The organism is Bacillus niameyensis (assembly GCF_001375535.1).
GTDB classification, from domain to species: domain Bacteria; phylum Bacillota; class Bacilli; order Bacillales; family Bacillaceae_C; genus Lederbergia; species Lederbergia niameyensis.
The window spans coordinates 3,765,034-3,789,360 of the sequence record NZ_LN831197.1; the positions used below are offsets into that span (position 1 = coordinate 3,765,034).

At 38.0% G+C, this 24,327-nt stretch carries 16 protein-coding genes; all 16 read left to right on the forward strand.

Translation table 11 applies throughout. The annotated features are described in order from the left end of the window. Positions 1-197 precede the first annotated feature (197 nt). Positions 198-1,529 carry an MFS transporter gene (locus BN1243_RS17340; RefSeq protein WP_230200243.1) on the forward strand — a complete coding sequence of 444 codons (1,332 nt, stop codon included), beginning with the start codon at positions 198-200 and terminating at the stop codon, positions 1,527-1,529. A 22-nt stretch (positions 1,530-1,551) separates the two neighbouring features. Beyond that, complete coding sequence (locus BN1243_RS17345; protein ID WP_062108942.1) at positions 1,552-2,340, forward strand: DeoR/GlpR family DNA-binding transcription regulator; 789 nt, start codon at positions 1,552-1,554, stop codon at positions 2,338-2,340. A 23-nt stretch (positions 2,341-2,363) separates the two neighbouring features. Beyond that, positions 2,364-3,263 (forward strand): metallophosphoesterase family protein, encoded by a 900-nt coding sequence (locus BN1243_RS17350; protein WP_062108943.1) that lies wholly within the window; start codon positions 2,364-2,366, stop codon positions 3,261-3,263. A 532-nt stretch (positions 3,264-3,795) separates the two neighbouring features. Then, positions 3,796-4,677 carry an ABC transporter permease gene (locus BN1243_RS17355; protein ID WP_062110734.1) on the forward strand — a complete coding sequence of 294 codons (882 nt, stop codon included), beginning with the start codon at positions 3,796-3,798 and terminating at the stop codon, positions 4,675-4,677. A gap of 227 nt (positions 4,678-4,904) precedes the next feature. Then, the gene (locus tag BN1243_RS17360; protein ID WP_084782406.1) at positions 4,905-5,759 is read left to right on the forward strand and encodes a carbohydrate ABC transporter permease; all 855 of its coding nucleotides are present in this window, start codon (positions 4,905-4,907) and stop codon (positions 5,757-5,759) included. Between the two features lie 26 nt (positions 5,760-5,785). Beyond that, positions 5,786-7,243, forward strand: a complete 1,458-nt coding sequence (locus tag BN1243_RS17365; RefSeq protein ID WP_062108944.1) for an ABC transporter substrate-binding protein — start codon at positions 5,786-5,788, stop codon at positions 7,241-7,243. A 236-nt stretch (positions 7,244-7,479) separates the two neighbouring features. Continuing rightward, on the forward strand, positions 7,480-8,361 hold the full coding sequence (locus BN1243_RS17370; protein WP_062110738.1) for an ABC transporter permease: 882 nt from the start codon (positions 7,480-7,482) through the stop codon (positions 8,359-8,361). A gap of 19 nt (positions 8,362-8,380) precedes the next feature. Further along, positions 8,381-9,355 carry a carbohydrate ABC transporter permease gene (locus tag BN1243_RS17375; RefSeq protein WP_062108946.1) on the forward strand — a complete coding sequence of 325 codons (975 nt, stop codon included), beginning with the start codon at positions 8,381-8,383 and terminating at the stop codon, positions 9,353-9,355. A 21-nt stretch (positions 9,356-9,376) separates the two neighbouring features. Further along, a complete protein-coding gene (locus BN1243_RS17380) occupies positions 9,377-10,834 on the forward strand; it encodes an ABC transporter substrate-binding protein (RefSeq protein ID WP_154669889.1) in 1,458 nt (485 codons plus the stop codon). Positions 10,835-10,958: 124 nt separating this feature from the next. After that, entirely contained in the window at positions 10,959-14,030 is a 3,072-nt protein-coding gene (locus BN1243_RS17385) for an endo-beta-N-acetylglucosaminidase (protein ID WP_062108948.1), read from the forward strand. Between the two features lie 285 nt (positions 14,031-14,315). Continuing rightward, the gene (locus BN1243_RS17390) at positions 14,316-16,088 is read left to right on the forward strand and encodes a sensor histidine kinase (protein ID WP_230200335.1); all 1,773 of its coding nucleotides are present in this window, start codon (positions 14,316-14,318) and stop codon (positions 16,086-16,088) included. Continuing rightward, on the forward strand, positions 16,081-17,571 hold the full coding sequence (locus tag BN1243_RS17395; protein WP_062108952.1) for a response regulator transcription factor: 1,491 nt from the start codon (positions 16,081-16,083) through the stop codon (positions 17,569-17,571). The genes BN1243_RS17390 and BN1243_RS17395 overlap by 8 nt, the downstream gene beginning before the upstream one ends. A 203-nt stretch (positions 17,572-17,774) precedes the next feature. Then, positions 17,775-19,187 (forward strand): glycoside hydrolase family 1 protein, encoded by a 1,413-nt coding sequence (locus BN1243_RS17400; protein ID WP_062108954.1) that lies wholly within the window; start codon positions 17,775-17,777, stop codon positions 19,185-19,187. Between the two features lie 97 nt (positions 19,188-19,284). Then, on the forward strand, positions 19,285-20,187 hold the full coding sequence (locus BN1243_RS17405) for an ROK family protein (protein ID WP_062108955.1): 903 nt from the start codon (positions 19,285-19,287) through the stop codon (positions 20,185-20,187). Positions 20,188-20,298: 111 nt separating this feature from the next. Further along, positions 20,299-21,171 (forward strand): ROK family protein, encoded by an 873-nt coding sequence (locus tag BN1243_RS17410; protein ID WP_062108957.1) that lies wholly within the window; start codon positions 20,299-20,301, stop codon positions 21,169-21,171. Between the two features lie 433 nt (positions 21,172-21,604). Then, on the forward strand, positions 21,605-24,292 hold the full coding sequence (locus BN1243_RS17415; RefSeq protein WP_062108959.1) for an endo-beta-N-acetylglucosaminidase: 2,688 nt from the start codon (positions 21,605-21,607) through the stop codon (positions 24,290-24,292). Positions 24,293-24,327: the final 35 nt, after the last annotated feature.

Sequence of the window (24,327 nt, forward strand, 5' to 3'; positions counted from 1 at the left end):
TATGACTGATGACTATCCAAATAAGGGATTCTCATTAGTCTTTTTACATTTTATTGGTAATGCAGATTAAAATTTATCTTCACAATAATTTATGGCTATACATTGTAAATCATATCTAAAAAGGGTATATTTGTTTTGTGTGGTATTAATTGCAAAAGTGTTGTTTCTTGTTGCACTATACTTTTCCGTTTTGGGAAATGTTCTTAGCTTTAAATGATGATCATCATAGATCTACTGGCAAGTTTAGAAAGATTACCCGAGATATGACCACGCAATCTACAGAGAGGAAATACAAACATATGCAAGGTAATAATACAAAGAAAGGCCCTGTTATAACGATTGCTTTAATAACAGCTATAAGTTTATTAGGCAATGAAATGCTCTTTATAGTCCTTCCAATATATTGGAAGTTCTTTGGATTAGGATCCTTGTGGCAAGTTGGGGTACTTCTTTCGGTTAATCGTTTTGTCAGAATTCCGATTAATTCCTTTGTGGGATGGTGTTATCATAAAATTAGTAAAAGAACAGGTGTATTAATAGCCGTTGTTCTTGCTGCAATATCAACTTACTCTTATGGAATGTTAAAGGGATTCTGGCTATTATTGTTAATGAGAATATTGTGGGGAGTTGCATGGTCATTCTTACGACTTGGTGGGTATTTGACGGTTATTTCATGTAGTGATGGCAGCTCTAGGGGCCAGCTAATCGGATTATACAATGGGCTTTGGGGATTAGGGAGTCTCTTCGGCATGTTGATAGGTGGTTTTCTTAGTGATTTGATTGGGATAACCTTTATTACTTCAACATTTTCTCTTTTAGCTATTTTAACGATTCCTTTAGTCATCAAGTATATCCCGAATTTTATTAGCGGGGATAGCTCTGAAAAAGGAGAAACAGAGTCTGTTTTAAAAAATAAAGACCATCAAAAAGTGTTGCTTAATGGTATGCTCGTCGCCTTTGTCGTTTATGGGATCTTTTTTACAACAATCAGTAAAGCAGTTGAACATCATCTCGATGGTCCTTTGTTATTATTCGGTATGTCGATTGGAGCGGCTGCAATTGCAGGTGTAGTTCAATCAATTAAAATGAGTTTTGATCCATTTTTGGCACCTGCGATTGGGAAGTGGTCTGATCTAAAAATAGGGAGATTACCATTTTTAACAGTTGCACTCTTAGCTGCGACGATCCTTTTTACAATTCTTCCGTTTTCGAATTCTTCAATTCTATTTTTTTCAGTCATCTTCGCGCTACAAGTGACATCCACTTTTTTAATCACGACGAGTGATTCACTAGCGGCCGACTTGGCGAAGGGACCAACATCAGTGAAAACGATGACCTACTACACACTCTTTTCAGATCTGGGGGCTGCTCTAGGTCCGCTAATTAGTTTTATAGTGTTGGATTTTATTGGTCTGTCTTGGCTCTACTGGATTACAAGTTTACTATTATTTATCGCCTTCCTCTATTGGATAAAAGAACAGCGCAGGCTAAAAGTAGAAAGTCGCGCAGCAGAAGATCTCAGTTTTTGACTTTTTAAAGGGGTGATTTAAAGTGTCTTTATTATCTGAGGAAAGAAAACAATTCATAATCAGCGAAATTGATACGCATGGAAAGGTGCGAGTTTCCGACTTAGCTGAAAAATTAAACGTATCTAGTGAAACGATCCGCAGAGATTTAGAAGTACTCGAAAAAACGGAGCAATTAAAACGTGTTTATGGCGGTGCTGTGAAGCAATCGTATCAACATGGGGAGCCTCCTTTCCAGCAACGAGAGATTATCCATACTTCAGAAAAAATCGCTATTGGAAATCGAGCTGCCTCTCTTATCAATGAGGGCGATACCATTTTTCTAGATTCAGGTACAACAACAATTGAAACGGCAAAGTCGATTGCAGGCTTCAAGCGTCTAACGATCATTACGAATTCTCTACCTGTTGCTAATCTATTGAAAGATTCGCTTTTACAAGGGGTGTTTCGCGGCAAGGTCATCATTCTTGGAGGAGAAATTTCGCCTGATCAACAATCAGTGAGCGGTTATCTTTGCGAGGAAATGTTAAAAAACTTCTATGTTGATAAGGCATTTCTATCTGTTGGAGGTGTGTCCTTGCAAACAGGGATTAGTGATTACGACTTAAACGAATCAAACATTTCCAAATTAGTTTCAAAAAATTCCAAAGAAGTCATTGTTTTAGCCGATCATAGTAAAATTGGCGTTCAATCTTTCAGTCATATTACTACATTCGACCAAGTTGACGTGATTATTAGTGATAAAAACCCGCCAAACACTTGGGTTCCAGTTCTAGAGCAAAAAAGTGTGGAGTGGATTGTGGCGGAAGCTTAATTTTAAAAAAAGGGGGAATTTACATGGATTTAAAATTTCGGGAAGATGGTTCATTTAAAATTGTTCAGCTGACAGATTTACATATTGGAGGGAATCCAAAACAGGAAGAGGATCTTAAAACTTTCCGCCGAATCGATGAGGTCATTGAAGCGGAAAGACCAGATTTAATCGCGATTACAGGTGATTTAATTTGGAGTGAGGTTGATCACCCTGAAATATCGTATAAAAGAGTATTAGATCATATTGATAAATGGAACATCCCGTTTGCGATTGTATACGGGAATCATGATTCAGAAGCTAATATTACTCGCCAAGAGTTATTTCAACTTCAAAAAGGCTATGTAAACTCACTTGCAGAAAGTGGCCCTGACGATATTCATGGAGTAGGAAACTATACTTTACAAATTGAGTCAGCGCATAGCCAGGATACTGAAGCAGTCTTGTATTTCATGGATTCTGGTGATTATGCTCCTAAAAATATTGGGGGATATGCATGGATTAAACATGATCAAGTGAATTGGTTTGCTTCTGAGGCACGAAAATATGCGGGGATCCCAGCATTAGCTTTTTTCCATATCCCGATACCCGAATATAATGCTGTATGGTCGATTGGTAAAGTATCAGGTACAAAAAATGAGGGTATTTGTTCTCCAAAACTAAATAGTGGCTTGTTTACAGCACTGCTAGAATCAGGAGATGTGCTCGGAACATTTGTCGGTCATGACCATGATAATGATTTTTGTGGAGAACTGCATGGAGTATCTTTATGTTATGGCCGATCATGCGGCTATAATGTGTATGGCAGCTTAGAACGTGGCGGGCGAGTAATCCAGATATATGAAGGAAAACGAGAATTCGATACTTGGATTCAGCTAGGCAAAGGCAATGTTGTTTCTCAATACAAACATCAAGAGAAAAAATAAATATATATGAGAAGATCCGTCGTTTCATGGCGGATCTTTTTTTGCAATTTTCCTTTGAACGCATGAGCATGATCTTAATCCTGAAGTTATCTTTCGACTTTAAGAATTATTTTTTGAGTTCAGGAAAGAATATTTTGAGTCTGGAAATAATCTTCTGAGTCGGGAAAGCAATTTTTTAACTTTGGGCATTAATTTTTTAAGTCAGGTCATTAAAAAGGAATTCTCTGCATAGAGTAATAATTTTTCCGACTTTAAGCATGAATCTTTCGACTTATTGGAAAAATAATTTTACACCCAATTTGCAACTTTCCATCTAGAAACTTGTTGGATCCGAGATTATTTAATTTGTCCAGTGAATCTGAAATTAGTTAACTATTATTCCACTATAGTGTTTTTTATAATAATGATATAGAGATGAAAGTGGTTACAGCTTACGTCATTTTTTAATAAAAGTTTTTACATTGCATTAAAAGGAGGCAAGAAGGAATTGAAATTTCTTAGAGATATAGTTAAGAACCGAATTTGGCTTCTTATGGTATTGCCGGGTGCGATATGGCTACTACTATTTTCCTATTTGCCAATGGTCGGAACCGTTCTGGCATTTAAAAAGTTCCGTATAGATCCAAATGGATTTTTCGCCAGCTTGATTAACAGTGAATGGATTGGTTGGGATAACTTTAAATACTTGTTTAGCACTGACAGCGCCTATATTATCACAAGAAACACCGTATTGTATAACGGTCTTTTCATTGTTCTTGGGTTGGTAACTGCGGTTGCTACGGCTATTTTACTTAGTGAATTAGCTAACAAGAAGTTATCAAAATTTTATCAAACTGGAATGTTGTTCCCGCATTTTCTTTCTTGGGTTATTGTAAGTTATTTCGTCTTTACATTCTTAAGTTCAGATCGTGGACTCTTAAATAATATGTTGGAATGGTTCAACATCAATCCAATTTCATGGTACAGCGAGTCTAAATTCTGGCCATTTATCATTGTGTTCATGAGCATGTGGAAAGGGATCGGTTACGGCAGTATCGTTTATTTGGCGGCGATTGTTGGGATTGACCGAACATACTATGAAGCTGCCATGATTGATGGAGCATCTAAGTGGCAACGAATTCGCCACGTAACACTGCCGATGATTAAGCCGCTTATGATCATTATGACGATTATGAACGTTGGTAAAATTTTCAACTCGGACTTCGGACTTTTCTTCCAAGTACCGCGTGACTCTGGAGCCTTATATTCGGTTACCAACACGATTGACACGTTTGTGTATCGCGGACTTATGACATTAGGAGACATCGGTATGAGTACAGCAGCTGGTCTTTATCAGTCAGCCGTTGGTTTTGTCCTTGTTATTATAACGAACTATATAGTTAGAAAAATTGATGAAGAAAGTGCCTTGTTTTAATACTTTCCTTTCTCTCTACAAGACAAGGGAGAAAGGAAACGGACTACCTTTTTTTATGAAAGGAGGAAGGTCGCTTAGCGACTGATTATATGAGCAAAAACAATTCAGATATATCTGTTAAAAATAATTCTCATTCTCCGGATAATAATAAAGGAGGTGAGAGAATCGTAAAAAAACGGAAAAAAGATCGAGATTTCCATAATTTCCATCCAGTTACAGATACGATTATGAGCATATTCTTAGGGATCTTCACATTCATGTGTCTCTTCCCATTTGCTTACGTTATCCTCATTTCATTTACAAGTGAGGAAAGTATTGTAAGAAACGGGTTCCAGATCATTCCTGAAGCATGGAGTTTAGATGCATATCGATATTTATGGCATATGAAGGATCAATTATTCCAATCCTATGGAATAACAATTCTCATTACGGTTGTAGGAACAGTTATTAGTGTTATGATGGTTACTTTCTATTCCTATGCTATTTCTAGACAACAATTTAAATATAGAAGGTTCTTTACAATGTTCGCCTTCTTTACGATGCTCTTTAGTGGCGGAATGGTTCCAACTTATATTGTTGCAACACAATTCTTGCATATTAAAGACACGATTTGGGCTTTAATCTTGCCACTTGCTATGAATGCTTTTTATATCATTATTATGAGAACTTTCTTCATCCGTTCAGTTCCAGAATCGATCTTGGAATCTGCTAGAATTGATGGAGCAGGTGAGCTTCGAAGCTTTTTCCAAATTGTCTTTCCACTATCATTACCAGGGATTGCAACAATTGCTTTGTTCAGTACCTTAGGTTATTGGAATGACTGGTTCCAAGCTTTATTGTATATAGAAAATCCGAGTCTGATTCCATTGCAATCACTATTAATGAAAATAGAAGCAAATATGGAGTTTATGAGGCAAAACACTGAAATCAGTGCCATGCAATCAAGTTTGTTTGACACGATTCCGGCTGATGCAGCCAAAATGGCTATGGTCGTTATCGCCACATTACCAATAGCAGTCTCCTATCCGTTTTTCCAAAAATACTTTATTAGTGGATTAACTATTGGCGGCGTTAAAGAATAAAATTATAGAGTAAAGGGAGTAAAAAGATGAAGAAAAAGATATTGCTTATGCTAGTCTTGATTCTAAGTCTTGGAACAGTTCTTGCAGCTTGCGGCAGCGGAAATGGTGACAAGAAAGAATCTACTGGCGGTAAAAGCGACAAACCATATGAAATTAAATGGTATACTATAGGTACACCGCAAAAAGATACTGAAAAAGTTTTCGAAGAAGTAAATAAATATACAAAAGAAAAGATCAATGCAACTGTTAAATTTACACAAATTGACTGGGGCGATTATGATCAAAAAATGCAAGTTATGATTTCTTCTGGTGAACCATTTGATATTGGCTTCACAAATGGTGGTACTTACGTACAAAATGCTCAAAAAGGTGCTTATGTTGCACTTGATGACCTTTTAGATAACCAAGGAAAAGACTTGAAAGAAGCTCTTGATCCAGCACTTCTAGAAGGTGCGAAAGTAGATGGCAAAATCTATGGAATTCCTTCCAATAAAGAAGCTGCTAGACAATCTGTTTATACTTTTAACAAACGTTTAGTTGAAAAATACAACTTTGATATTTCTAAAGTAAAAACTTTAGAAGACCTTGAGCCAATGCTTCAAGTCATTAAAGAAAGAGAACCAGATATTACACCAATTGCAACATTTAAAGCGTATCTTCCATTCGATTATATTTTCGAAGGAGACATGCCATTCGCTTTCCCACTTGAAGGAGATCGCGATCATGCTGTAAATCCATTTGAATCTGATATTGCTATGTCAACATTCAAAACAATGCATAAATATTATAAAGCTGGCTACATCAAATCTGATGCTGCTACTAGCAAAGACAGCTGGCCAATGGACGTAGAAAACTGGTTCGTACGTATGGGTGACTCACAACCATATGCAGACTTACTATGGACTCGCTCTGCAAAATATGATGTAGTTTCTGTACCTGCTGAAGAACCTACAACTTTCAATACATCTGTAACTGGTGCAATTCAAGCAATTTCTGCTACATCGCAAAACCCTGAAAAAGCAATGGAATTCTTGAACTTGCTTAATACAGATCCATACCTTCGTAACCTAGTTGATAAAGGTATCGAAGGTGAGCATTACGAAAAACATGAAGATGATACAATCACAGATCTACCAGCTCGTATCGAACGTTACAACGTTCCAACTTATTCTCTAGGAAATCACTTCATCTTGTATCTATATGATAATGATCCAGCTGATAAATGGGAAAAATTCAAAGAGTTTAACGAGTCAGCACAACCATCTCCAACTCTTGGATTCCATTTCAATAGTGATCCTGTAAGAACTGAAATTGCTTCACTATCGAACGTTTCTAAAGAATTTTATCCTGCACTAGCAACAGGTTCTGTTGATCCTGAAGAATACTTGCCTAAATTCAATCAAAAATTGAAAGATGCTGGTATCGATAAAGTAATGGGTGAAATCCAAAAACAATTTGATGAGTGGAAAGCTGCACAAAAATAAGTAAAAAAGATCAAGCCGGATAAAATACTCCAGCTTGATCTTTTTTATTCCAAAATCGATAATTTACTGTAAATCTTTACTTTTTTCAGTAAATCTTTAATAATTCAACTACTTTAAATTCTGAATATTTATATAATGATGATAAATGAAAGTGTTTACAAAAATTATTGGAAGGAATGAGGGGTGAATAAGTGACATTTTTTAAAAAACTTTATAAAAATAGAGTCTGGTTCCTGATGGTTTTACCTGGCACCATTTGGTTCTTAGTTTTTTCCTATCTGCCAATGTTTGGTACTGTTATTGCATTTAAAAAGTTTCGAATTGATCCTGATGGCTTTTTTGCCAGCGTCATGAATAGTGAATGGGTTGGTTGGGAGAATTTTAAATACCTGTTTAATTCAAATAGTGCTTACCTCATTACTAGAAATACCCTTTTATATAACCTCACCTTTATCATCTTAGGACTTATTACAGCTGTTGTTACGGCTATTTTGCTTAGTGAGCTAGCGAATAAAAAGTTGGCCAAATTCTACCAAACGGGTATGCTCTTTCCACACTTCCTATCTTGGGTGATTGTCAGTTACTTTGTGTTTACTTTTTTAAGTATTGATCGTGGTTTAATGAATAATATATTAAGTTGGTTTAATATCGATTCGATTTCTTGGTATACAGAGGCAAAATATTGGCCATTTATTATTATATTTATGAGTCTATGGAAAGGAATCGGCTACGGTAGTATTGTGTATCTTGCCGCAATTGTTGGGATTGATCGAACGTTTTACGAGGCTGCTATGATTGATGGTGCTTCAAAATGGCAACAAATTAAGCATATTACATTACCAATGATTAAACCGCTCATGATTGTTTTAACAATTATGAATGTCGGTAAAATTTTCAACGCAGATTTCGGATTATTCTATCAAGTTCCGCGAGACTCGGGAGCATTATACTCTGTTACGAATGTCATTGATACTTTTGTTTATCGTGGCCTTATGACACTTGGAGATATTGGAATGAGTACAGCTGCGGGACTTTATCAATCTGCTGTAGGTTTTATCCTTGTCATTATGACGAACTATATCATTCGTAAGATTGATGAGGAAAGTGCATTGTTTTAAGAATCGGGGGTGTTTTAATATGTACAAAAGAGATAATTCGCCCATTGTCGATAGTGATATACAGAGAACCCATCTTACTAAGGGTAAAAATAAAAGAGTTCGTAACTTTCATCACTTTCATCCCGTGACAAACTTGATCATTAGTTTATTACTAGGCATTTTCACGTTTATGTGCCTTTTCCCCTTCGCCTATGTCATTATGATTTCTTTTACTAGTGAAGAAAGTATTGTAAGGAATGGCTTTCAAATCATTCCGGAGGCGTGGAGTCTGGATGCTTACCGCTATTTATGGCATGTGAAAAGTCAATTATTACAGTCCTATGGCGTCACCATTTTTATTACGATTGTGGGCACATTCATTAGTGTCATGATGATTACTTTCTACTCCTATGCGATTTCCCGTCCCCAATTTAATTATAGAAAACAATTCACCTTTTTTGCTCTTTTCACAATGTTATTTAGCGGGGGATTAGTCCCAGGTTACATTGTTGCAACCCAGTTTCTTCATATTAAAGATACAATCTGGGCCTTAATTTTGCCCCTCTCCATGAATGCATTTTATATTATCATCATGCGTACGTTCTTCATACGATCTGTTCCAGAATCAATATTAGAATCTGCTAGGATTGACGGTGCGAGTGAATGGAGAACGTTTTTTCAAATTGTTTTTCCACTCTCCTTGCCAGGAATTGCAACTATTGCCTTATTTAGTACATTAGGTTACTGGAATGACTGGTTTAATGCCCTGCTTTATATTGAAAATCCCAATTTAGTGCCGTTACAGTCACTGTTAATGAAGATTGAGGCTAATCTTGAATATATGAGACAAAATGTTGAAATTAGTCAGATGCAGTCTAGTTTATTCGATACAATTCCAGCGGATGCAGCCAAAATGGCTATGGTGGTAATCGCCACATTGCCAATAGCAGTCTCTTATCCATTTTTCCAAAAGTATTTTATAAGTGGACTGACTATTGGCGGCGTGAAAGAATAAAAAATTCAAGGGGGAGTTTGGGTGAAAAAGAAGTGGATATTCTTGTTGGTCCTATTCCTAAGTCTTGGCATGGTTCTAGCAGCGTGTACGGGAGACAAAGATAAAACTAGTACGAATAAAGGAGAAGGAGGAAGTGAAGAAAAGCCTTACGAAATTAAATGGTACACAATAGGGACACCACAGAAGGATACGGACAAGGTATTTGAAGAGGTGAATAAATATACGAAGGAAAAAATTAATGTCACAGTTAAAATGACGCAAATTGACTGGGGCGACTATGATGAAAAAATGAATGTTGTTGTTCAATCTGGTGAAGTTTATGATATCGGGTTCACAAATAGTAGTATGTACGTACAAAATGCCCAAAAGGGTGCCTATGTAGCGTTGGATGAACTTTTAGAAACACATGGGAAAGAATTAAAACAAGTTTTAGACCCAGCGCTCATTGAAGGAGCAAAAGTAAATGGAAAACTATATGGGATTCCATCCAATAAAGAGGTTGCACGACAATCTGTTTATACATTTAATAAACGTTTAGCAGATAAGTACAACTTTGATCTATCCACCGTGAAAAAATTAGAAGATTTGGAACCGATGTTAAAGACGATTAAAGAAAACGAGCCAGATATTACACCGATTGCCACATTTAATGCCTATCTTCCATTTGATTATATTCTTGAAGGGGATATGCCGTTTGCTTTTCCGATTGAAGGTGATCGGGATCATGTGGTGAATCAGTTTGAAACAGATATTGCTATGGAAAGTTTCAAGACAATGCATAATTATTATAAAGATGGCTATATCAAGGCGGATGCCGCAACAAGTAATGAAAACTGGCCAATGGATGTGGAAAATTGGTTTGTGCGGATGGGTGACTCGCAACCATATGCCGATATGCTATGGTCACGCTCTGCCCAGTACGAAGTTGTTTCTGTGCCAGCAGAAGAACCTACAACATTTAATACATCTGTGACGGGAGCCATACAAGCCATCTCGGTTACATCGAAAAATCCAGAAAAAGTGATGGAATTTCTTAATCTGTTAAACACAGACCCCTATTTACGGAACTTAGTAGACAAAGGAATTGAAGGTGTTCATTATGAAAAGAACGCTGATGATAAGATCAAAGACTTACCAGAACGTATTGAAAGATACAATTTACCAACATACTCTTTAGGAAATCACTTTATTTTATATTTATATGAAGATGATCCTGCTGATAAATGGGATAAATTTAAAGAGTTTAATGACCAGGCAAAAGCTGCTCCAACCCTCGGATTCCATTTCGACAGTGATCCAGTTAGGTCAGAAATCGCCACCATTTCGAACGTATCAAGTGAATTTTATCCAGCGCTTGCAACAGGTTCTGTAGATCCAGAAGAATACTTGCCGAAATTCAATCAAAAATTGAAAGAAGCAGGCATTGATAAAGTATTGGAGGAAATTCAAAAACAATTTGACGAGTGGAAGAATCAATAGAGTAGGTAAAGTGGTTTAAGGGTGAGACGTTTGGAACTCTATTTGAACGGGGAAAAGGCGTCTCCCCTTTCCTGAATATTCTGTTATGCGTTTAAAAAATGGAGAAAAGACAGGGAGGATCATTGTGAAAAACAAAAAGAATAAACGATTTTTAATTGTGGTTGCCATATTGTTATTGTCGTTTATCATCGTAGTTCCGGGGGCCCTTGCTGATGTTAATGGTGATGGAACAGACATTGTCAATGAAAACTATGCTAATCAATTGAGTCTCCAGCCACTAGCACCTGCATTTCGAGTCGAAACACTTTTGAATTGGTCACCTGAAAATGATCCAGATGCCGAATTAAACCGTGCGAGCATTCCATTAAACAATAACCGGTTTAAAGGACACCAAATTAATCCATTGGCACATCCAGAAGCAGGAGTTACATCAGCCGCGATCTCTTTGTCTAATCACGATCAGTCTAGTCCTGTCGGAGACAATGACTTTAATGTGTATGCGTTCGATAATTGGCAACTGATTGATTCCTATATTTTCTGGTCTGGGACGGATGAGGGGATCTTTGCCTTACCTTCACCAGATATTGTCGATGCTGCCCATCGAAATGGCGTCCCTGTTTATGCTACGATCGGATTTCCGTGGGGACCTCCTGCTCCAGGAGCATTGGCTGAAATAGAGAGATTCACTCAACAAGCGGCAGATGGCAGTTTTCCAGTTGCGGATAAAATGATTGAAGTTGCCGAGTATTTTGGTTTTGACGGATACTTTTTTAATCAAGAAACATTTGGAGTTGACCGTGAAACAGCTGTACGCATGAACGAATTGATGCGTTATATTAAACGGAATTCAGATTTACGTATTAGTTGGTATGATGCACAATCCAATAACGGCGCAGTTAGCCATCAAAATGCGGTTAACGGCAATAACGATATGTATGTGAAGCCAGCTGATGATGGAGTTTATAGTATTGATGAGTTTTTTGTGAATTATAATTGGGGTACTAGTCACATTAACACAACGGTCAATACGATGCGAGAACATAATCGTGATCCTTATGACGCTTATGCAGGCTTTGAAATTCAACAAAATTCCTATAATACGAGAGTAAATACGGACGCCCTTTTAGATGGAAATATGCAACCAAAAGTTTCGATCGCGTTATACGCTCCGAATTCAACGATGGGACTTTCGAAAGATCCGGCAGATTTCCATGAAAAAGAAAAGAATCTTTGGACCGGTCCACAAGGAGACCCAGCAAAGGCAGATGATTCTGCTAGTTGGAAAGGGATGGCCCGTTTTGTAACAGATTCTTCGGTTATTAGCGAATTACCATTTACAACAAACTTTAACAGTGGACATGGAAAACAATATTTTGTAGATGGAGAAGTAGCCAGTTCTCAGGAATGGCATAATCGTTCCATTCAAGACATCATGCCAACATGGCGCTGGTGGATTCGTGGAGAAGGTAGCAGAATCAATGTTACCTATGACTTTGATAAAGCCTATAACGGGGGGAATTCACTGAAATTCAGCGGCAAACTAAATGCCACTTCTACAAATGATGTCATGCTTTATAGCACAAAACTAGATATCACAGACTCTACGAAAGTGCGAGTTGTCTATCAAAATCAATCAGGTGCGGATCTGTCGTTAGGAGTTGCTTATGCTGAAGATTATTCCACTGATCAAATGAAGTATTACCCATTACCAGAAACGAAGAACGAATGGCAAACCGCAGTGGTTGACCTTGGAGAAGATGCTGGGAAAACAGCTTACGCTTTAAGTTTAAAAATAAGTAATACAGAGAGTTTAGAAGATTACTCCATTAATCTAGGGCAAATATCCGTCTTTGATTCGACGGCCGCCGAAATTGCTATGCCACAGAATCCAGAAATTAAGGAAAAGTTGTTTAAGAACGCATTTTCTGCGGAGGCACGTTTGAGTTGGAGTCCTCAAGAAAACGTTTTGCATTATGAGGTTTACCAGGAAAATGGGGATGGATCAGAAACGCTTTTAGGAACAACGCCTAATCACTTTTTTTATACAGGGAATATTTCTAGAACCATTGAAAATGCTACAGATGATAATAGAACAATGATAAAAGTGGTGCCAGTTAATCGGGACTATGTCAGAGGTGAGGCAGCCAAAATAGCCTTTGATTGGGGGATGGATATAAATGCGACAGAAGCTGAGACTAGTCTTCCTTCCGCCAACGTGGCTCTGAATGCGAGAATCAGCGAAGTTTCTTTTGAAAATTCAGCTGAGCCAGCTTCTAAAGCTTTAGATGGAACAGCTGCTGGTAATAGTAAATGGGCGGCCACTAATCGCATGACCGGACATTTGGCAATTGACATTGGTGAACAAAAGACGATCAGACGTTGGAGAGTCGAGCATGCCGAATATGGCGGTGAGGCGAAAAACATGAATACAGTTGATTTTGAATTGTTATACAAAGATCAATTAGGGACATGGGTTAGCTCCAAAAGAATAAGAAATAATGATAAAGCAGTCACTGATATTATATTGGATGAGCCGATTACAGCGAATGAGTTTAAACTTCAAGTTCATAATAGCGGTACCTCTCCATGGGGAGCGATCCGAATTTATGAATGGCAATTGTTTGAAAGTGATGTTTTGCCGCGAACAGAAAACATTATGATGCATTTTGTTTCAGCGGAAAATAATCAGGGAGCCGAAGACCAAGTTACATTAAAAGGCGTGAAGAAGGGACAGACGGCAAGGTTGTATGCATCCCTTGATTCAGATAAGGTAATAGCTGAAAAACTGATTGAAAATGATGGAACGATCACATTTGAACAATTAGACCTTGGCAAGAAGGCGGGAAGAATTTATTATACAATTCAAGATCCAGATACAAGAGAAAGCTTGAGATACAGTGTGGCTTATTCCGAGGAAGCGGGTGTAGATGAAATAACCACTTCTGACCTATTGGCAACACTTGAAAACTATCAGGATGAATTGTCGGAACAAACGTATCGTTCCCTGTCTATTCATTTAATCTCAGTAGGTCAATTTGAACGACAAGAAGCAGCGCAAAAGGTCGTAAAACATATGGAAGGCTTTCAACAGCTCATTTTAAAGCAAAAGGATAACAAATTAATGACTCAAGAGTTATATGAGCGATTGAAGGAAGAGGCAGACTTAATTATATTAAAATGGGAGGATGATAAGTAATTCCCATGATTTGATATGTTTTTAAAATATAGCAGTAAAAGTGGAAATGAAGCCTTATCCTATTCAAGGATAAGGTGTTTTTTATATGCTGAATTTTTGTGATTACATATTATTTCATTTTTTTAAATACTGAGAACCTACCGATAGTTTCTAGCAGTGTATGCTTTCTCTTGCTTTATAGGGAGAGACATTTTTATAATATAATGATAGCCATTTTTCGAAATAACTTTTCTGGATGGATAGCTATAAAATTGGCTTGGAATGGGGGCTTCAGAATTGTTTTTAATGAACCCAAAAAGATTTAAACGCAAAATTTTTAATCGGTTATTATTAACTTCTTCTTTGACGATAATCATTACGGTCATTGTGCTAATAGTGACAATTACCAATTATTACTCGGATGTCATTATCCAAAAGGAAATGAATGTCAATGCAAGGACATTAGACCAAGTAGAAGATTATTTTTCGAATAAGCAAGCTGATGTTAATACGATTATTCGTGATCTTTATAGCCGGGGAGAAATGTTGGATGATATTTCCTATGCCCTTCATAACGGATATGGAGAATATCTTCGCTATCGTTTAGATAAATATTCGCAGGCTCCATCCGCAACTCCAGTCAATATCGATACATACTTCTTTGGATATTTTAATCAAGACAATGATGTGAATGCAGTTAGTTTGAAGTCAGAGGATTTCCCTGAAATTGAATATTTATTTGTTTATAATTATGGTCGATGGAATCGCAGCAAAGTTGAAGATGTTAAGCAGTTATCGGAAGGTGAGGGATACCACCTCATTCAGGCGATCTCAGGAAATTTAAAAGATACATTTACAAAGACAATCCAAATTAACAATCCCGCAACATTAAAAAAGATGGGGGAGTTAACGATCTATTATTCCACGGAAGGACTAGATAGAATTGTTCAAAGGGAACATGTTGGAGTAAAATCTTCTTTCTTTTTACTGGATGATCAAGGGAAAATTCTTTATTCTGTTAATCGGGGGGTTCCTGTAAATTTTGTTAAGGATATTCATCATGAGACGAATGAAAGGGAGATTACCTGGAAGGGAAAAACGTATTATATCAATTCCGTTATAAATAACGAAAATGAAGTCTTTTTAAGTGTCATTCCTCAAAATGAATTATTTAAACTTACCTTTATTAGAGGAACGATGTGGCTCTTAATAGCTTTAGCTACAGTAGTTGCAATTATGATGACGTACACGTTTATGAGAAACTATTCGGCAAGAATTAATCGAATTGATGAAGCTATTCGTGAAGTGCAGAAGGGGAACTTAGCTGTTCGGATTCCTAAATCTGGTAAAGATGATGAGCTGACAACGATTGCAGATAGCTTCAACTCGATGTTAGATGAGTTGAATGGTTATATCGAGAGCTTTTACGTTTTAAATATTAAACAACAACAAGCTGAGTTAAAGGCTCTTCAATCCCAAATCAATCCACACTTTTTATTTAATACGTTGGAAGCCATTCGTATGTCCGCCGTTATTGAAGGTTCTAAAACATCGAGTAAAATGATTTTCCATTTATCAAGATTATTGCGCTATTCCATGCAATCGAAAGAAATGGTTCCACTTTATATCGAAGTGGATAATGTTCGGCAATATTTAAATTTGATGCAACTGCAACATCCAGATAAACTGAAAGTGAATATTTGGATCCCGAAGGAAATTGAAAATACTCCCATTCAAAGGTTGATATTACAACCACTCGTTGAGAATTATATCGTACATGGATTTAAAAAGGATCGCAACGATAATCAACTTGAAATCATTGCTGAAAGAATAGACAACCATATTGAAATCCGCATCGAAGATAATGGAAAGGGCATCACTAAAGAAAAATTGGGATCGATACTTAACCACATGAATGATGAGGACGGTGTTGAGATGAGATCTATTGGTATGAAAAATGTTCATCAGCGCCTAAAGCTGAAACATGGCCAGCAATACGGTGTTACTATTCAGAGTGTAGTCAATCAAGGTACAGTCATCATAATCACTTTACCTGCTGGAGCTGAACAGAATGTTTAAAGTGATGCTTGTCGATGATGAACCGCTGATCACTAAAGGACTGGAAGCACTGTTAGACTGGGAAGATTATGGCTTTGAAATTGTTCACATCGCCGAAGATGGAGAAGAGGCACTTGAATACTTAAAAGAACATCCGATCCATCTGCTCGTTACTGATATTTTAATGCCAAAAAGAACAGGCTTAAGTCTGATCGAAGAAGCTAAAAAAATACAGCCGCAATTGAAATTCATCGTTTTATCTGGCTATCAAGAATTTGACTATGTCAAAAAAGGTATGGTTTTAGGGATTGAGAATTATTTATTGAAGCCTGTCGATGAAGAGGAACTTTTAAAAACAGTTCAAGCCGTAAGTATAAAATTGTCTACCGCGCATGATGAGAACGCCGAATTCACTACGTTAAAAGACAATATATTATGGCGACTACTAAATGGTGAAATTCAGAAAAACGAATGGCATGAACGGTTATCATTGTACGGTATGAATTTTAGCCAACCATTTTATTGTGTGTCCATTCTCGAATACGAACGGGAAAATGATAAACATATTAGTAAAAGCTTACGCGCTCAAATTGAAGAGAATTACCCAGCAACCTGTCTACATAGTCCTGATCAGGAACTGCTCATCATTTTTGATTCGGATGATGAAGAAAAGCTGTATGATTATAATCAGCAGTTAGCCGACTTTTTGAAAGAGAGTGAGACAGGAAAATTTTATTTATCCATGGGTAAAGTAGCTGAATCTATGGATGAATTAGAAGAGAGCTATTTGGAGGCTAGGGAATTATCTCTGTATCAAATTACAATTGAACCTAATTCCCTTATTTCAGATCGGGTGAGCTTTGATCGGCAAGGATTATTAAGCGTACAGCAAAGCTTCCAAGAAGGGATGGCGAAGCGAATACTTCGTTCAAAGGAAGAGGCTTTTGTAGGAATTGACCTTTTTTATCAAACTTTAATGCAACAAGAATTCGTCGCGCCTGCTGTTGCTCGAAAGTACACGATCGATATCATTTCTTATATTCACCATTCCATCCGTGATGTTAAACATTATCATCATACGGGCGCTATTGAAAAAGTAGTGTTCGCGGTTGATATTGAACAAATGAGAGAGATATTAAGTGACTATTGCAGCGAATTAATTGATACGATTGATAATCGCCAAGAAAATAGAAGCCCAATTGTCCAAAACGTACTTGAGTACATGCATGCTCATTATGATGAGGAACTTTCATTAAAAACATTGAGCCAACGTTTTCATGTAAACCCAATCTATCTCGGTCAATTATTTCAAAAGGAAATCGGCGTTGTTTTTTCTGAATACATTAATCGCTATCGACTTGAAAAAGCGAAAGAATTATTAAAAACAACCCATTTACGAGCAGGTGAAATCGGTAAAAAAGTCGGTTACGCCGACACAGCCTATTTCTATAAGCAATTTAAAAAGAATGTGGGAGCTACGCCGACTGAGTGGAGAAACTTGTAACAAATCAGTTTGTAATATGGCGGAGTTGGAAAACTTAAAAATCATGGCTATTGTGATTTGAAAGATTAAGTTTAGAAGGCAAAAGAAAAAATAACGAACTCGAAAGAAAAATGGTAAACTCAAAAGATTAAGTGAAGAAATCGAAAGAATAGCTTGCACATGAAAAAATAAAGCATCCAGCTAGCATTCAGCTAAGAAAGGATATGAGAGAGATGGAGAAAAAGTTTTATCAATTTCCAAAGGATTTTTGGTGGGGTTCAGCATCTTCTGCTACGCAAATGGAAGGTGGCGCTCATGAAGGTGGAAAGGGCGAAAATATTTGGGATCATTGGTTCAAAGAAGAACCTAACCGCTTCTTTAACGGAGTCGGCCCCGAGAACACGTCTGACTTTTATCACCAATATTTAGAGGATATTAAGTTAATGAAGGAGCTTGGACATAATAGCTTCCGCCCTTCGATTTCATGGTCAAGACTTATTCCGGATGGCGATGGAGAAGTAAATCAGGAAGCCGTCGATTTTTATCGAAATGTTTTTCAAACGATGCTCGACAATGATGTAGAACCTTTTGTGAACTTATACCACTTTGATATGCCGATTGCGATGCAAAATAAAGGTGGCTGGACAAGCCGTGATGTTGTAAATGCCTATGTTCGCTATGCGACGATTTGTTTTGAGCAATTTGGTGATTTAGTGAAAAAGTGGTTTACCCATAATGAACCGGTAGTTCCTGTAGAAGGGCAATACTTATATGGCTTCCATTATCCAGGTGAACTTGATTTCCAAAAAGCTGTACAAGCAGGATTCAACGCTGTTCTTGCAGGGGCTAAAGCAGTTCAAGCTTTTAAGGCAGACGGTTACGAAGGAGAAATCGGGGTTATTTTGAACTTAACACCTTCTTACCCGCGTAGCCAACATCCAGCAGACTTAAAAGCTGCTCATATCGCTGATCTCTTTTTCAATCGTTCTTTCTTAGATCCATTTGTAAAGGGAGAGTTTCCTCAGGATTTAATTGAGCTTTTAAAAGAGGAAGGATTCATGCCGATTGTTGAAGAGGGTGACCTTGAACTAATCAAGAACAACACCGTTGATTTGTTAGGTATTAACTATTATCAACCACGCCGTATCAAAGCGAAAGAGCATCTGCCTAATCCGCATGCTCCATTCATGCCAGACCGATTCTTTGATTACTTTAATGAAATGCACGGTAGAAAAATGAATCCGTACCGCGGTTGGGAAATCTATGAAAAAGGGATTTATGATATTTTAGTTAACGTTCGTGAAAATTACGGTAATATCCCTTGCTTCATTTCCGAAAATGGAATGGGTGTTGAAAACGAAGAACGTTTCCTTAATGAAAATGGACAAATTCAAGATGATTATCGGATTGAGTTTTATAAAGAGCATTTAAAATGGGTTCATAAAGCTTTGGAAGAAGGAACCAATGTAAAAGGATTCCAGTGCTGGACGTTTATTGACAATTGGTCATGGTTAAATGCCTATAAAAATCGATATGGCTTAGTCTCACTTGATTTAAATAATAACTTTAAACGTACGATTAAAAAGAGCGGAGAATGGTACCGAGAACTATCCCACAACAACGGATTCGAAGACTAAGGTAAAATTCGACAAAAACCGGGGCGTGCCTGTCACCTGTCGAATTCGACAAAATTCGGGGCGTGCCAGGCACCCCCTTTTATAAGGGGGTTGAACTATGAGAAAGATGTATTCCGTTATGGATATCGGCGGTACGTTTGTGAAGGCGGCCATCATGAATGATGAAGGAGAAATTTTAGTTGAGGAAAAAGTTCCAACTCCTCCATCGGGGAACGGAGAAATTTTTACAACAATCCGCAACATTGTTCAAAAACAAAAAGAGCAATATCCTGAAGTCGATGGTTTGGCATTAAGTGTACCAGGTGCTGTTAATGTAAAAGATGGCTATGTTTCTTACGCTGGATCTGTGCTGGACATTATTGATGTGAAGATAAAGGAAGAACTCGCTGATTTACGTATGCCAATCGAGGTTGAGAATGATGCAAATTGTGCGGCGCTTGCCGAAAAGTGGAAAGGCAATGCCCAAGAGGCGGAAACCTTCCTTTGTGTTACAATCGGGACTGGAATTGGTGGAGCGATTTATATGAATGACGGGATTGTTCATGGGATGGAAGGCATGGCGGGAGAATTTGGGCTGATGATGCTTGATACAAATGTGGAAATCCCGGAATTGCTAGAGAATCGTAATTTCAGTCGATATGCTTCAACTTGGAACATGGTTTATCGCTTAAACCAACATTTCGGTGAAGAAAAGACAGGGGAAGAATGGTTTGAACTGTATGACAAGGGCAATGAAGAAGTCGCTAGTATAGTGCACAATTTTTATGACCGCTTGGCGATCGGGATCATTAATCTCATGCATATTTTTGCTCCTGAGAAAATTGTTGTCGGCGGTGGAATCAGTTCCCGTCCAGAGTTAATCCCTTATGTAAGAAAGCGCGTCGATGAAGTACCTACAGCGGTTGCGAGAAAAGTTGTGATCGAAGACTGCTTGCAAAAGAACAAAGCCGGACTTATCGGGGCACTATATCATTTTAGAAAAATGCAAGGTGAAGCTTAAGATCAGTAGCTTTAATACATGAAATGAAAATCGACAAAATTCGGGGCGTGCCTGGCACCTTTATGATAAGATAGAGATGAAAAAATTAACTTGAGATGGAGTGTTAATCACATGCTGGGAGCAATTGAAGCAGGTGGGACAAAGTTTGTTTGTGCTGTTGGAAATGAAGATGGTACATTAATTGAACGGATTCAACTTGATACGTTGACACCAGAAGAAACAATGCCAAAAGTGATTGAGTTTTTTCAAAAACATACAGTTACAGCAATTGGTATTGGTTCTTTCGGTCCCGTCGATATCGATAAAAGCAGTTCAACATATGGAAATATAACTTCCACGCCGAAACCAGGCTGGACAAATTATCCATTTTTACAAACGATGAAAGATGCATTGAATGTACCGATGGAATTCAATACGGATGTGAACGCAGCGGCATTAGGTGAACTCATGCTTGGGGCTGCAAAAGGTGAAGAAAGTTGCTTGTACATAACAGTCGGCACTGGAATTGGTGCAGGCGCGGTTGTTCAAGGTGAATTATTACAAGGTTTATCCCACCCAGAAATGGGACATATTCTAGTGCGCAAGCATCCTGAAGACAACTATGAAGGTTTCTGCCCATATCATCACGATTGTTTGGAAGGAATCGCAGCGGGTCCTGCCATTGAAAAACGTTGGGGAAAAAAAGGGATAGAACTTCAAGATCAGCAAGAAGTATGGGAACTTGAAGCTTATTACTTGGCCCAAGCATTAATGCAATATATTTTAATTATCTCACCGAAAAAAATCATCATGGGCGGCGGCGTTATGAAACAAAAACAACTCTTCCCACTCGTCCAGAAAAAACTACAAGAATTGTTGAACGGCTATGTAGCCCTTCCACAAATCACTGAACAAATTGAGAACTACATCGTTCCACCTGCACTTGGAGATAATGCGGGAATTACAGGAGCACTCATGCTAGCTAAGCGAGCATTAGAAGCATAAAGAAATGAGATAAAAAGACGGCAAACGTTGCTGTCTTTTTATTTTTTGGTCTGCTATTTGATATGTGCCATCTTTCGAATTTGTGCAGAATCTTTTGGGAATGTGGATAATTTTCCGAATTTGTGGATTAATCTTTTAAAATTGTGGATAATCTTTTGAATTTTAGGAGTAATCTTTTACAACTGTGGATAATCTTTCGAGTTTAAGGATTAATCTTTTAATAATGTGAATAACCTTCCGGGTTTGGAAAGTATTCTATTAAAAATCTGAAAAACTCTCGAGTTGGAGCAGCAATCTCTTAATAACATCAAAAATTTGCTGGCTTCCTACTTAGTGTGCCACGATCACATTTAAAAATATCTTACGGTGCGATTCCTATTATAAAGTGTTACAATATGTTTGCGGTAACAACTTTAAAGGAAGGGGTAGTTGAATGAATACTTCTGTAAAAGAAAAAACTCGATTATCAATCGAAACACCACGTGGTCCTGATCAGCCTTATTTGCACGGGTATAATGCGGACGAATTGAAAAATTGGAGTCCCGAAACGGATCCGTATGCAAAATATTTCCGTTCTCATGTCCCAATAGCGAAACGGATCGAGCCGTTCCAACCGACGCAGGCGCATCCGAATTTAACATCAAAGGCCAATGTGTTAAGTCTTTCTGCTGATTACGATAAAGAAGAGTGGTTTGAAGCCTACCGTTATAATGATTCATTTAGTCGGAACATTTTGAAGTTCTGGCAATATCACGATATTTATGGGAGCTGGCATGGCTTACCTGTGTATGGCTCATCGAAGGAAGAGCTTGAACATGGCGTTATCAATCTACCGAATCCAGCTTATACAGATGCGGCTCATCGAAACGGCGTACTCAGCCTAGGCGGTTGGTTTTGGCCACGTAAGATCGAGTTTGCTGATTTGCTAGAAAAAACGCCTGAAGGTCGATTCCTAGTAGCGGAAAAAATGATCGAAATGGCGGAATATTTTGGGTTTGACGGGTATTTTATTAATCAGGAAGCAACTATTGAAGAAGAGCATGCGGCTCAATTAATGGAAATGCTCAAAATTATGAGAGAAAGAGGTCTATATTTCTCTTGGTATGACAGTCTTGCTCCAGATGGAAAGCTTTACTATGTTAATGGTTTTAATGATGTAAACGCTCCATGGGTAATCGATAAGAAGGACGGACGCCAGCCGAACGACAGTATTTTTATGAATTATGCCTATACACCGAAACGTCTAGATGATGCAGCTGCATATGCACACGAATTGGAGTTGGATCCGTATGAAGCACTGTATGCAGGGATTGAAAATGATAAGTTTCGATTCGAGCGTGGAATGGAGTTAGAGGCTATTTTTAAAGATAACGCAGAAAAAACTCCGCGGACAAGTCTTGCTCTGTTTGGAACGGACATGGTTTGGAATCGTGGTCCTAATCAGTTCGATCCGAATATGCAGCCATATATGGAAGAGCGCGAATGTGCGTATTGGTCAGGACCAAATCAAAATCCTACAAAGAGTGGAAGAGTACCGAATTCAGAAGCTTTAAGCTGGCCTGGAATTGCTCATTTTATTCCGGAACGATCGGTCATCGGTTCCTTTCCGTTTGTGACACGCTTTAATAATGGTCATGGACTAGCATTTTTCATTAATGGGGAAAAGGCAAGTTCAACGCAATGGAATAATGTAGGAGTACAAGATCTCTTACCAACATGGCAATGGTGGTCGGAACTTTCAGTTGGTTACGATTACAGTAAAGCATGGAATGGTGGGGCTTCGTTAAAAGTTTCTGGAAAACTAGAAAAAAATCAGTCTAACACACTTCGTTTATATAAAACAGAACTTCTCGTAAGTGAAAAAACGGAATTGTCGTTAACGTATCAAATTGAGAATGCGGCGATCCAAGCAATGCTAATTTTTAAAGATGAACCAGAATCTCCTGTTTTTATCGATCTGGATAGCAAAAAAAGCACGGATTGGCAAACGAGTCAACTCCAATTAGACCGTTTTGCAGGCCGAACAATCGCTGTCATTGGCTTCAATTTTGTAGCCGCTTCCGAGTTTACTGCTCATCTTGGAGAATTAAAATTGACGGACGGTTTATTTGCAAAACCTGCACAACCAACAGGATTTGCGGTGGAGAAGGCTTATTATGATGAAAAACAAGCTTCACTGTTTTTACGTTGGGATTTTGAAAAGGATCCGAATGTTTGGCACTATGATGTGTATCGACTTCATGAAGGTAAACGTGCATTTTTAGGGCGTATTTATGATGGCGTTTTCTATGTGAAATCGCTGGAATTAAACGGGGATTCACAACCTAAATTAGAGCTGATCGCAGTCGGAAAAGATGGTCAAGAAAGTTCAGCAGCACAATTAGTGTGGAAGCTTGATGAGGCAATCGAAGCCGAGTACTCATATGGCCCATTCCCTGTGACCGCCATCGGCTTCCATAGTGATCAGAAACTTGCTATGGAAATCGGTTGGACACGCTATGTGTATGCTTTCGCTCGGCCTACTTATGCAACGAATATTGCACTGAACTGGTCTTCAAGCGATGAATCTGTTGCAACGGTCAATCAGCGTGGCATGGTTACAGCAACAGGTGTTGGTACAACGATCATTACTGCTCAAGCAGGAGAAATCAATGGTGAAGAAGGCAAAAAGGTGGAAATACCTGTTTCTGTGACAAAACCAATCAAGCCTATTGATGGAATCGTGATTAAAGCGGAAAAATACGATGATTCTAACGGTATTTTTAATCCTTTAACATATTTAAATGTACGTGATTTGAACTTCGCTAATTGGGTCGCTTATCATAATATTGATTTTGGTAAAAATGGAGTATCTCATTTAACCGTACATGCCGCTGTCAAAGAAGCTGGTACAAAGATGGCTATTCGCCTAGGTAATGGTGAAGGGCGGTTACTTGTCGAGATGGATTTAGAGAAAAAGTCAGGGCTAGGAGCACCTCATTACCATATCTATCAAATCGAGTTACCAGAAAAATTAACTGGTGTTGAAACACTACACATTACATTTACTAACCCGTCTTCAAGAAGCTGGATGATCCGGGATAATGGAATTGTGGATGTCGATTGGTTCCAGTTTAAATGATAGGAAAGGCAGCACCCGAATTGACCGGACGTGCT